The 12,552-nt window shown below is 38.1% G+C and carries 8 protein-coding genes; 3 read left to right on the top strand and 5 right to left on the bottom strand.

Annotated features, from left to right (window positions below; translation table 11 throughout):
• Positions 1-67: 67 nt before the first annotated feature.
• Positions 68-1,705 (top strand): adenine deaminase, encoded by a 1,638-nt coding sequence (ade, locus tag AC07VK_RS08850; RefSeq protein ID WP_492959931.1) that lies wholly within the window; start codon positions 68-70, stop codon positions 1,703-1,705.
• Positions 1,706-1,837: 132 nt separating this feature from the next.
• Here ade and AC07VK_RS08845 read toward each other — a convergent pair whose 3' ends face one another.
• The 3 genes from AC07VK_RS08845 to AC07VK_RS08835 form a co-directional block, all read right to left on the bottom strand.
• On the bottom strand, positions 1,838-2,446 hold the full coding sequence (locus tag AC07VK_RS08845) for a SprT-like domain-containing protein (RefSeq protein WP_492959929.1): 609 nt from the start codon (positions 2,444-2,446) through the stop codon (positions 1,838-1,840).
• A 47-nt stretch (positions 2,447-2,493) separates the two neighbouring features.
• A complete protein-coding gene (locus AC07VK_RS08840) occupies positions 2,494-2,871 on the bottom strand; it encodes a GxxExxY protein (protein ID WP_492959927.1) in 378 nt (125 codons plus the stop codon).
• A 67-nt stretch (positions 2,872-2,938) separates the two neighbouring features.
• Complete coding sequence (locus AC07VK_RS08835) at positions 2,939-5,206, bottom strand: helix-turn-helix domain-containing protein (RefSeq protein WP_492959925.1); 2,268 nt, start codon at positions 5,204-5,206, stop codon at positions 2,939-2,941.
• 885 nt (positions 5,207-6,091) lie between these two features.
• Here AC07VK_RS08835 and AC07VK_RS08830 point away from each other — a divergent pair.
• Positions 6,092-7,675, top strand: a complete 1,584-nt coding sequence (locus AC07VK_RS08830) for a peptide chain release factor 3 (RefSeq protein ID WP_492959923.1) — start codon at positions 6,092-6,094, stop codon at positions 7,673-7,675.
• A gap of 82 nt (positions 7,676-7,757) precedes the next feature.
• Here the strand turns inward: AC07VK_RS08830 and AC07VK_RS08825 are convergent, their stop codons facing one another.
• Together AC07VK_RS08825 and AC07VK_RS08820 are read right to left on the bottom strand one after the other, a co-directional pair.
• Positions 7,758-9,278 (bottom strand): glycoside hydrolase family 32 protein, encoded by a 1,521-nt coding sequence (locus AC07VK_RS08825; protein WP_492959921.1) that lies wholly within the window; start codon positions 9,276-9,278, stop codon positions 7,758-7,760.
• Between the two features lie 47 nt (positions 9,279-9,325).
• Entirely contained in the window at positions 9,326-10,378 is a 1,053-nt protein-coding gene (locus tag AC07VK_RS08820; RefSeq protein WP_492959919.1) for a helix-turn-helix transcriptional regulator, read from the bottom strand.
• Between the two features lie 1,027 nt (positions 10,379-11,405).
• Between AC07VK_RS08820 and AC07VK_RS08815 the strand changes: the two genes are divergently transcribed.
• Entirely contained in the window at positions 11,406-12,503 is a 1,098-nt protein-coding gene (locus AC07VK_RS08815) for a slipin family protein (RefSeq protein WP_492955283.1), read from the top strand.
• The last annotated feature ends 49 nt before the right edge of the window (positions 12,504-12,552 follow it).

The following is a 12,552-nucleotide window of genomic DNA, read 5'->3' as shown; positions in this document are numbered from 1 at the left end:
TCGGTTTACTTCGTAGCTTTCCGCTGCTACAGGTCAGGGTGACGACATTAAAAAACATAAAGAATACATGAGCAATTTTAAAGTCCAAGGAAATATCATCAACATCACAAAGCGGAATATTTTCTTTGGCGAAGTAGCCGTTGAAGATGGAAAAATAAAATCAATCTCTAAAATTTCTGAACAGAAAGAAGGAGCACATTTTATCTCACCAGGTTTTATAGATAGCCATGTGCATATCGAAAGCAGTATGCTAATTCCGAGTGAATTTGCTCGGTTAGCCGTAGTTCATGGAACCGTTTCCACAATTAGCGATCCACACGAAATTGCCAACGTTTGTGGAATGGAAGGTGTAGAATTTATGATTGATAATGGCAATACCGTCCCTTTTAAATTTAATTTTGGTGCCCCTAGCTGTGTTCCGGCTACCATTTTTGAGACAGCTGGAGCTGAATTGGATCATGATGATGTAAAATCACTTTTAGAACGTCCCGAAATAAAATACCTCAGCGAAATGATGAATTTCCCAGGTGTACTTTATAAAGATGAAGAGGTTTTAAAAAAGATTGCTGCTGCGCACCATTTGGGTAAACCTGTTGATGGACATGCCCCAGGCTTACGTGGCGATGCAGTTCAACAATACATCAATGCCGGAATTTCTACCGACCACGAATGTTTTACTGCCGAAGAAGCATTGGATAAATTACAGCGTGGTATGAAAATCCTCATCCGAGAAGGAAGCGCGGCGAAAAATTTCGAAGCCTTAATCGATCTATTGAACGATTGGCCGGAAATGATGATGTTCTGCAGCGACGATAAACATCCTGATAGTTTAGTCGAAAACCATATTAATCAGCTTTGTGCAAGAGCAGTAAAAAAGGGAGTTGATATTTTTAATGTATTACAGGCAGCCTGCATCAACCCTATTCTTCACTATAAATTAGACGTTGGCTCACTTCAAACCAATGATGATGCAGATTTTATCGTGCTTGAAGATTTAAAAACATTTAAAGTTAAACAGACCTATATCGATGGCTTGTTGCTTGCCGAAAATGGAAAAACAGTGGGCAATTGGGTAAAATATGTCGAAGATCGCGAATCGGTAAACCATTTCGATTGCAGTTTGAAAAAGGAAGCAGATTTTATTTATCCATTCAAAGGACAAAAAGAGATTCCGGTTATCGAAGCATTGGATGGGCAATTGATTACGAATAGAATATCTGCCGAACCGAAAGTTTTAAATCAAAATGTCATTAGTGATCTGGAAAACGATGTTTTGAAAATGGTGGTGGTAAACCGTTATCATGATGCCCCGATTGCCATATCCTTCGTAAAAAACTTCGGTCTAAAAGAAGGCGCCATTGCCTCGAGTGTTGCCCATGATAGTCATAACATTATTGCCCTTGGTGCCGACGATAAAAGTATCTGTGAAGCCGTAAATCTGGTAATTGCAGCCACCGGGGGTGTAGTAGCTTTGGGCAATGAAAAAAAAGAAGTTCTGGCCTTACCGGTAGCAGGCTTGATGAGCAATCATAACGGTTATCAAGTTGCCCAAAGTTATACCTCCATAGATCGATTTGCGAAAGATTTAGGTTCTACTTTGCTTGCTCCATTTATGACGCTTTCTTTTATGGCTTTATTGGTGATACCACACTTAAAATTGAGTGATAAGGGTTTATTTGATGGGGATGAATTTAAGTTTGTATAGATATACTATTAAAAATCGTCATCTCGACTGAAGCGCAGCGAAATGGAGAGATCTATCTCAAGACAGATTTCGCTTCGCAGAGCCTTCGGGTTCTCGGCTTCGTTACACTTCGCTCGAAATGACGATTTTTCGTTATTCCACCACAAAAACCTCTGCCAAAGGATTAAACAGATACAATCGCTTATCATCTAAACAGATACAGCGGTACCGCTTCCTAATGCGTTCGCCTTTGGTAAAACGCCGGCCATCTTTAATTTTAAAGGTGGTATTAATGGGCAATTGCTCTAAATGTAAAGTCTCGGTTTTATTGTTGTCGTATTTTTTTAAGGCACGCGATAAATGCAGATCAGAACAGCTGGATGCCGCTGGATTGGACATATAATTATCAATCGCTTTGTGTATATCGGCAGGAAAGATATTCATATCAAAAAAGGGAATCATCATCCGCTGAAAGTTCTTCTTCCACTCTGTGCCATGCGGTTTCACTTTATTCTTGAAATCGTTCCAGGTGAGCAAATGTGCAAACTCATGTACTGTGGTAACCAGAAAAGCGTAATGATTGAGGTTAAAATTCACCGAAATGCGATGGCCTTTGCCTTGATAAGGATGGCGATAATCGCCCAGTTTTGTAGAGCGGGTTTTAGAAATCTTAAATTCACATTGAAAATAATCAATCCACTTTGCAATTAGCGGTGCCGCTGGTTCGGGCATGTACTGCGCTAAAACTTTAACCTTTTCCATTTAACCGCAAAGTTCGCAAAGTTTTTCGCAAAGAAACAAAAGAAAAGTTATAAGCCATTCACTACACGTTTTAATCCATCCTTTAACCTAATTACGTTAAAATTCATCAAAAGACCTAATTTGTAATTACCTAACTTCATATAAGTTAATGTTTGTGCCAAATGAATCTCATTAAATGCTTCTATACTTTTCAATTCTAAAACCAATTTGCGCTCAACCAAAATATCAATTCGATATCCACAGTCTAGTTTTACCTCTTCGAAAACTAAAGGCATTATCCTTTCCTTTTCAGCAAATAATCCTGCCTTGAGAATTTTATAATATAGACATTCTTTATAAGCGCTTTCCAACAGACCAGGACCTAAAGCACTATGAACTTCTATTGCCAATCCGATTACAATTTTTGATAATTCATTCTCATCCATATCTTTGAATTTGCTCTTGCGCCCTTTGCGTTTTTGTCCTTAGCGATCTTTGCGGTTAAATTTCGATCTATTCCTCTGATGGGAACAACGATGCCAGTACCAGTTTGATCTCGCCAAAAGAATATTCTTTACCCAAAAACTCCCTTATCGTAGCCATCGATTTTGTTTTCTGGCTCTCTACCGCATCACTGATATTTCTGATCTTATTGGCTTTTACCAGTTTGGTTACATCCAATTGTTGTGTAGAAACATAATAAGCCAGATGCCCTTCAATGGTACCGGCAGAAAAGCCACGCTCTTTTGCAATTTCATCAATAGTTTTGCCCTGTTCATAAAGCTCGAAGCTCACTAATTTGGTGTCAATCTTTGGCTCTTTTTTCTTTTTCTCTGCTGCAGATTTTACCTTAAGCGTTTCTCCTTTTAATTGAATGGCTTTTTGGAGCTGATTGTTTCTTTCGACCGTATTCAACAGCGCATCGGTATCCACTTTGCTAAACTCTTTTCCTGCAATGAGTGCTTGCAACAATGCTTTGCTTTTATGCATTTTTTTCAATTGCTCATACACCAAAATTTCGAGTTCTAACAGTTCTGTAACATAGGTTTTAATCTGTTTTTCTTCTTTTATCACTTCGATTTGGGCCAAGAAACGATCTGAAATTTCCTTAACAAGCGGATTAAAATATTTTAGGGCAGCCTCTACCCTTTTCGATACATTAAATAAAGTATGTTCGGTTTGCTGTGCGAACAGGTTTTTGAGCTGATTAACAAATGTATCGGCTGTGGCTGTTATTTTTTGAAAGTCGGTATAAATGGTATCGGTCCAATCTTCGTGCCTTTGCTTGGCCGATTTTTCACTTTTATCAAAAGTCTGACGGTGTTCTTTTAAGTAATAGCGGATCAGGTTCAGATCAAATGCAGCAAGCAGATAACTGCGGATAAAAGTATAACTCTCTATACTGATCTGCTCGTTCAGTACCGCTGACGGTTGTTTCGTTTTAGAAAAGTAATGTACATTCTGATCCTGTTGCAAGCCACTCTCGCGCAGGTGAGAAGTTAAAACCAAACCTTTTAACGAGCGTAAACGTGATAAGGCCACATAGGCCTGGCCAGGTGCAAATGCATCACCTACATCAATAATGGCTTTATCAAAGGTTAAACCTTGACTTTTATGCACGGTGATAGCCCAGGCCAGTTTAATAGGATATTGAATAAACGAACCAGCTACATTTTCCTTAATCTCGTTGGTTGCCTCATCCAGCTTATATTTTACGTTCTCCCAGGTATAGGGTGAAATCTGGATCACCACTTTGTCTTCAGGCAGTTCAATTTCAACTACATCCTTTTCGATATGATGTACCACACCGATCTTACCATTGTAATACCGCTTTTCGGCTGTCATGTCATTTTTAATAAACATTACCTGTGCACCAACCTTTAATTCTAAACTTTTATCATTCGGGTAAGCATATTCATTAAATTCACCCTGAATTTTTGCTTCAAAAAAGTAAGATTTGGTTTTCAATTGGGTTAATCTTTCACGGTTAATGCTATCAGCTTTATTGTTATGCGTGGTCAAAGTGATATAATTTTCATCTGCCGAGGGTTTGAAATCCTGCTTAAAATGCTGTCTTAGTAATGCAGTATCTTCAGCAGTAATTTTGTTGTTCCGTAGGTTGTTGAGCAAATCGATAAAAACAGCATCATCCTGGCGATAAATTTTATCCAGTTCGATATAAACCGGTGGATTATCCTGCAGGGCCAGCGCATCGAAGAAATAAATGCTCTTATAAAACTTAGCCATGATGCGCCACTCGTCATTTTTTACCACTGGAGGTAACTGGTGCAGGTCGCCTATAAACAATAACTGTACCCCGCCGAATGGAAGGTTTCTATTCCTCCGTACATAACGCAAGGCGAAATCTATGGCATCGAGCATATCGGCCCGCAACATACTTACCTCATCGATAACAAGTAATTCCAGTTCCTGCAACATGCGGCGCTTATTGCCCTGCATGTTTAAGTGTTTTACTAAAGTTTTGGGCGTATTGAAGTTAAAATTGATATTTTCATTGATCAAGGCGCCGGCAGCATCAGGAAAAAAAGCCCCAAAAGGAAGTTGAAAAAGCGAATGGATAGTTACCCCAGCTGCATTGATTGCAGCAATACCCGTTGGTGCCACAATTAAGGCTTTTTTATGCGTAAGCTGGATGAGTTTCCGTAGAAAAGTTGTTTTACCTGTTCCCGCTTTTCCGGTCAAGAAAACGTGTTTTGAGGTATAATTAACAAATTTAGCCGCAATTTCTGCGGGCATAGAAGTCTCTTCCAAAGTAGGCATCGGCAGTAAAATTTTGGTCAACAATAAACGGAGGGATGAATAAAGCTAAACATTTTAGCACAAAACTAAACAATGATTGGTGAGAAATTTTAAATTTTATTGGATAATTTCGGTTTAAGCCACTGTTTAGCCGATTAAGTATTTAATTAGTGGAAATAAAACCCTCAATAGAATTACTGCAGAAGCAACCTAAACCTAAGGGACAGGAACGGCAACTCCCGATGTAAAATTCTATCGTGTGGATACAAGTAATTAATATTTTTCTGCCGCTCTATGCCGCGGAGGCATGGTACTTTGGAGCGCCAAAGTACCCAAAGCGCTTTGTCAATCCAGCAATGAGCCTTTTGCTCAATCCCATGCACATCAAAAAAACAGTGGCACTTCGTTTAATCAGTTTTGTTTGTGTTTTCTTTGGTCTGATTGAGCCCTTCGGGGTTTGTGTTCAATATTTTTTTTGAAAAAATTAAATCATAGTTTATGAACACAAAACCACTGCGCTTCAGGTTTGTTAGTGCCAATTTACCTGAACTGCAACTGTTTTTTTGATTTCCCGGCTCTTGGGATTGACGGGCGTTCTTCGGTAAAACCTGTTTACTTTCAAAGCAAGCTAGCGTAACGCCTTAAAAAGATGGTCCACAAAGAAGGAAGAAAGGTCGGGAATTTGGTGTATAGCAGGACTGCAATAACAAAAGAACCACTGTCCTTAGTTTTCCAAATCATTTTCTAAATCTATTCATCCCAACAATAAAACAATATAACAACCTAACTATTAATAATAAAGCTTTTTATTATCTTTGCGGCCTGATGAAACAACAATATTCAAATCTTATCGCTGTTAAATTCCTTTAACAAGGTTTCATCACTCTTTACACCCAAAATTTTATTATGCTTAACCCTGAAATAGAAAAACGTAAAACCTTTGCCATTATTAGTCACCCCGATGCGGGCAAAACCACACTGACAGAAAAATTTCTGCTTTTTGGTGGTGCTATTAATACTGCTGGTGCGGTAAAAAGGAACAAAGCGAACCAAAGTAATACCTCCGATTTTATGGAGATTGAAAAGCAGCGTGGTATCTCGGTTGCGACTTCGGTAATGGGTTTCGAATACAGTGGTAAACGTATCAATATTCTCGATACTCCTGGTCACAAGGATTTCGCAGAAGATACCTACAGAACCTTATCGGCGGTAGATAGTGTGATTTTGGTGGTAGACTGTGTAAAGGGTGTGGAGGAACAGACGGAGAAACTAATGTCGGTTTGCCGTATGCGTAATACACCTGTAATCATTTTCATCAACAAAATGGACCGTGAAGGTAAAGAGGCTTACGATTTACTGGATGAAATTGAAGAAAAATTAAACATCAGCCTTTGCCCGCTTTCATGGCCTATAGGTCAGGGACATACCTTTAAAGGCGTTTACAGCATTTATAACAAACATTTAAATCTATTTAATTCGGATAAAACCAAAGTAACCGATTCGGTTGTGGCGGCAAGTGATTTAAATGACCCATCTTTATTAAATTATCTAAAAGAAAACGAAATCAATACATTGAAAGATGATGTTGAATTGGTTGACGGTATTTATGGTAAAATTGATAAGGATTTATATACAGACGGTTTAGTTGCACCTGTATTTTTTGGTAGTGCGATCAATAATTTCGGGATAAAAGAGCTTTTAGATACGTTTATCGATATCGCCCCAAGTCCTCGTCACCGTGAAGCCGAAGAACGTGACGTATTGGTTGAAGAGAAAAATTTCAGTGGCTTTGTATTTAAAATCCACGCCAACTTAGACCCTAAACACCGCGACAGGATTGCCTTTTTAAGAATTTGTTCAGGTAAATTTGAACGCAATAAATTTTATTATCATACCCGTCAGGATAAGAAGCTAAAATTCTCTAACCCGATGGATTTTATGGCGAACGAAAAAAGTATTGTAGAAGAGGCCTGGCCGGGCGACGTGGTGGGTTTATACGATAGCGGCAACTTTAAAATAGGCGATACTTTGACCGAAGGTGAAAAACTGCAGTTTAAAGGAATTCCTAGTTTCTCTCCATCTATTTTTAAAGAAGTAGAAAATATGGACCCAATGCGCACCAAACAATTGGAAAAAGGTATTGAACAGTTAACGGACGAAGGTGTTGCACAGTTATTCGTAATGCAGCCCGGAAACAGGAAAGTAATCGGTGCAGTTGGTGAACTTCAGTTTGAGGTAATCAACTTTAGGTTAGAGCATGAATACGGCGCAAAATGTCGTTTCCGAACCTTGAGTTATACCCGTTCTAGCTGGGTAACTTCTACCGACAGAAAGAAACTGGATGAATTTGTAAAACGTAAACAACAGCACATCGGTTTCGATAAAGAAGCGAATCCGGTATATCTGGCTGATAGTGAATACATGATCAATTTAACGAAACAGGATTATCCTGATATTGAGTTCCATAAAACCAGCGAGTTTAAGGGTTAATTTTTGAATAACTGAGTGATTGAATGAGAGAATACTGGCTACAGTGCTAATAAATTCATTGATTCAATCACTCAAAATTCAATCATTTTCGTTTATTCATATCCCAAACTTTAAGGCTATTTAAAACCGCTTTTCCTGCCGTAGAAAATACAGCTAAGTCTCTTGCTTTTTCATCAGGAAAAATCATGGTGCTAATTACCTTTTCGCCTCCATTTCCGAAAACTTCAAGCGAAGATTTATCAAACAGCACCTGGAGTTTAATTTTACCATTTACCGGATTTACCCTTGCAGTTTGAATGATGTTCTTATCGTTTTTAATCCCTGTCTCTGAAAGCGTACAATCTACATAAAGTTGTTTTTTAATAGCATCATAGCCAACTTCAACTTCCTTAACAACATTTCCTTTCTCATCTTTTAGTTGTGCAAGTTTAAAACCTACGTTTTTTGCCTCCTTAACAGAAAATTCGGCATCAATCCAATACGAATTTTGGCTGGTTCCCAAGCCCATATACTGATCGATAACAACATTTTGCCTCGTTATAACCTTACTACCCGCATGTTTTTTAATATTACCGGCAATCAAGCCAGCTGGCTGCTGAAACAACCTAATTCCTTCAGGCGTAGTTTTTAAGGATAAATCTCTTGGGATAGACATCTGCCCTTTCCATGGGAATGTTTCCTTACCCCCAGGCTGTAACCATCCCAATAAAATCCGCTGTTTTTTTGGCGCATCGTTCCATGGAATAGCGGCATAAAAAGAATCGCCATCATCAACCAACAAGGTTAATTTTCCATCATTGTCGTTTTTAAAAGTCTTGCCATCAAAATCGCCAACAAAATATTGCATTGTTGGCCCCTTTGGCCCAAATAAAGATATTGCCAAAACCCATTTTGTATTGTTCTGGTTTCCGTCAACAGCTAGGGGAATAATAAACGGGCATTCCCAGCCACTACCTTGATTGCCTTGTTTACCGAAATCACTCAACATGGTCCAATCTTTTAAGTTTTTTGAGCCATAAAACCTTGCCTGATGCTCATCAACCATCGCAACAGTCATAATCCATTGCTGAGATGCCTCATGCCACCAGACATTAGGGTCTCTGAAATCTTTTTTATTTAAATCAATAATAGGATTTTTGGCATAATTGGTAAAGGTTAGCCCACCATCATTGCTATAGGCCATGTACTGCGATTCATTACGCTGTTTAGGTAGATCTGCCGTATAAAAAGCAACAACTGGCGCTTTTCCCTTTCCCAATCCGCTTACATTGTGCTTATCCAGCACGGCCGAACCTGAAAAAATCATGGTAGTGGTATCTTTTGTTATTTTTTCTGGAATGGCAACCGGGAGGTGTTTCCAGTTGACCAGATCCTTACTGGTGGCATGGCCCCAACTCATGTGCCCCCATTTATTTTCGAATGGATTATACTGGTAATAAAGGTGAAATTCGCCATTCAGGTAAATTAATCCGTTTGGATCGTTTAACCAATTGGATGGTGCAGTAAAATGATAATCCGGCCTCCACTGAGGCGTAGGCTGTTGAGCGAAAGTACTTATCGAACAGCACATTAGAAAAGCTAGAATATATTTGGTCTTGAACATAATTAAATTCAAATTACACATAAGAATTCAATTACTAAAACGTTTAACTAGTTTCTTAAGGCCTTTATAAAAATTTTTTCTTCATCAACGCTTTCGTACTGCTTATACGTTTGTGCTAAACGCCTTTTAATTTTTGAGATTAGCAATCGTGGGGAAAGCACTTTAACACACTCTCCAAAGCCTAAAATTTCGCGCTCCAGTTCATAATTCAATACCACATCGATCCTAAAGGTTGTTGTTTTCTCATTCTTACTTAATACCACCTGCGATTGATGCATCGGCTTTGTTACCACGTAAGGGGCATGCTCGTTTGAAAATTCGAGAATCACTTTCTGCGCACGGTCACGTTCGTTTTTAGTTACACCGATCAGATCTTCATAATACCGATCGAAATCTACTCCTTGATAACTTACAAATTCTTCGTTAGGCAATTCCTGAAATTCTACTATCCTATCCAATGCCAAATTTAAGATGCCAGGCCGCTTTTTTGCCTTACAGATCAAAAACCACCTGTTTCTGTATTCCTTTAACAGGTACGGATAATAAATTCCCTGTTGAGATTGTTGCGCCTTGAAAGATTTATATTCTATTAATAAAGATTGTTTGTTTAAAACAGCTTGATACAAGGACGGAATACATTCTAAGCCTTTAACCAGCTTATTACTCTCCAATTGGATATTATTGCCACTCTGTTTGGTCGATTTGTAGAGGTTATTTTCCAAACGGGCAATCATATCACTCATTTCGTCGAAATAATTAAAGGCGTTAAACTGCTTGAGTACACCAACAATTTCCTTCATTTTATCTACATCGGCATTATTGATCGGGGCTTTGGTAATACTGAAAGCTGGGTCTTCATAAGCATAAAAGCGTTTATCCTTTACCACAATCGGCGCATTGTAGCCCAGTTTGTCACTCCGCATCAGTTGGATATCCGCCTGGATGGTACGTTTGCTAACCCCGGTGGTAATTCCTTCCAATTCGTAAAGGGTTGCCGACACCTTTTCGATGATGTCTTCTAATGTCCATTTACGGTAACGGTTCTTCAAACAATCATCAATGGTTTTATACCTGATAAGCGCTAATTTATTTACTGCCATTTTAATCAATTTGGTCTTCAAGCTAAAAAGCTGATGATAAAGCTTATTTAAATATAGCAAAGTGTTCTTCATCTACGCAATACAATTGCGCAATTGAGTGTTAAAAGAATAAATTTAATCGAAAAATAAATTTTATTAATCTAATTATCAGATACTTATTTCTTTTATCACAAAATAAATTTTACTGCGCAAATTGGTCGCGTAGTGGTGGTGGCATCTTTGTAATGTCGCCAGTCGATACAGTTCTTTGAGAAATATTAATAATAACAATCTGATTGATAAGAAACAGTTTACTGTTCTAAATGATACGCGCTCTCGCGTTTATGCTGTTCCAGTTTTAACTGGATCAGCATTCACTAAAATGAAGCCCCTGTTCGGGATACGCCGGACAGGGTTACGTTAGTAAAGGTTATCACAATTAGATTAATATAAAGAAATCCCGAAAGGGATGGCAACACTAAATAAAATCTATCCAATGTTGTGGGTTTCGGAATAGCCCCAAAGTATTCGGGCAAATTGCTTGGAATATACTGATAAGGATTATGATAGACTGTCTAAACACGTTGTGTGTCGTGGGTTCGAATCCCACTTCCGAGCAATCGGAATAATTCAGGGGTAGAATAACAACAAACCATGCAGGTTCGAATCCTGCTTCCAAACATCACTTGGAATAGCTAATTGGTAAGCGTTTAGGACTCAAACTCCAAAACAAAAAGATGAGCAACTTTTCAAATCGCTCTAAAGATCAGCATTGTAAAACCGCACTCAGCTTTAAGATTTATCATAAAATCTCAAAAGCGAATTTGCCTTTTGCTTTGTAAGCAAAACAGATGAACGAAACGGTTTAAAAATCAAATTCAGCAATTAGCGGCTAACAGAATCTTCGGATGCGAAAACTGCTAAAGTTCAATTTCATTCTTAAAAACATCAGGATTCTTTTTACTTCCGCAAGAAACGAATGAATGCGCTTTTGCAATGCTTTGTAAAACAAGAAATTAAATAATTATAAATCTCAACATCAGAAAACATGAAAAGAGTAACCATTAACACCAATTATGTTGGATTGGTGTTCAAAAGAGGAAAATTAAAAAACGTTTTAACCGCAGGAACTTACTGGTTAGGTTTCGGTGAAAACATCACTTTGTACGATATGGCCAAAGAGTATTATTATTCGGTAGCTGAATTGGATATCTTATTGGAAAATACAGATTTTGTGAATTTGATTCACCTGGTAGGTGTTGCTGACAATGAATTGGCTTTGGTTTATCAAAACAAAAACTTTAAAAATGTTTTAACCGCTGGCAGACATGCCATTTGGAAAGGTTTGTCGACATATAACTTTGTTAAGGTAGATATCAGTAACATCAAGATTGATGAAACCATTGACAAAAACTTGTTGGAGAAAGCGCCATTATTGAATTACATCAGGGCTTACAAAGTAGAGTCATTCGAAAAAGCCTTGTTATTTATCGATGGTAAATTTGAAAACGTATTGGAAGCCGGAAACTATGTTTACTGGAAAAACAGTACTACTGTTCAGGTGTTAAAAACCGATATGAGGCAATTGAATATGGAAATTATCGGACAAGAAATCTTAACCAAAGATAAAGCACAATTAAGGGTAAATTTCAGCATTCAATATAAAGTTGATGACATCATAAAAGCCTTATTGGAGAACAAAGAATTTGAAAAACAATTGTACATCACCATGCAGTTAGCATTAAGAGAATGTATTGGTTTAATGACTTTTGACGAATTGATGGAAAGCAAAGAAAAAATTGCCGAAATGGTAATGGCCATCACCTTGGATAAGGTTGAAAACCTGGGTGTAAAATTAACCAACTGCGGTGTTAAAGACATCGTTTTACCAGGGGATGTTAAAGAAATTATGAACCAGGTTTTAGTTGCCGAAAAAAGGGCCCAAGCCAATATCATTACCCGAAGAGAAGAAACGGCCTCAACCAGAAGTTTGTTGAATACCGCCAAATTGATGGAAGACAACGCTATGTTGTATAAGTTAAAAGAGATGGAATACGTAGAGAAAATCGCTGAGAAAATCAACAACATCAGCTTATCGGGCAGTGGACAAATTGTAGATCAATTGAAGCAGATCTTCGTAAAATAAATTAAATTTAGAAACCCCTCGGTTAGGTGAGTGTTACCTGCCGAGGATT

The organism is Pedobacter sp. GW821-FHT01D05 (assembly GCF_059422505.1).
Note: the sequence above shows the minus strand (reverse complement) of the source record. Positions and strands in the feature narration are given on the sequence as shown.

Bases quoted from the DNA above. Each gene is read 5' to 3' on its own strand.
- ade (WP_492959931.1), top strand. From the start codon at position 68: ATGAGCAATTTTAAAGTCCAAGGAAATATCATCAACATCACAAAGCGG.
- AC07VK_RS08845 (WP_492959929.1), bottom strand. From the start codon at position 2,446: ATGGAAAAGGTTAAAGTTTTAGCGCAGTACATGCCCGAACCAGCGGCA.
- AC07VK_RS08840 (WP_492959927.1), bottom strand. From the start codon at position 2,871: ATGGATGAGAATGAATTATCAAAAATTGTAATCGGATTGGCAATAGAA.
- AC07VK_RS08835 (WP_492959925.1), bottom strand. From the start codon at position 5,206: ATGCCTACTTTGGAAGAGACTTCTATGCCCGCAGAAATTGCGGCTAAA.
- AC07VK_RS08830 (WP_492959923.1), top strand. From the start codon at position 6,092: ATGCTTAACCCTGAAATAGAAAAACGTAAAACCTTTGCCATTATTAGT.
- AC07VK_RS08825 (WP_492959921.1), bottom strand. From the start codon at position 9,278: ATGTTCAAGACCAAATATATTCTAGCTTTTCTAATGTGCTGTTCGATA.
- AC07VK_RS08820 (WP_492959919.1), bottom strand. From the start codon at position 10,378: ATGGCAGTAAATAAATTAGCGCTTATCAGGTATAAAACCATTGATGAT.
- AC07VK_RS08815 (WP_492955283.1), top strand. From the start codon at position 11,406: ATGAAAAGAGTAACCATTAACACCAATTATGTTGGATTGGTGTTCAAA.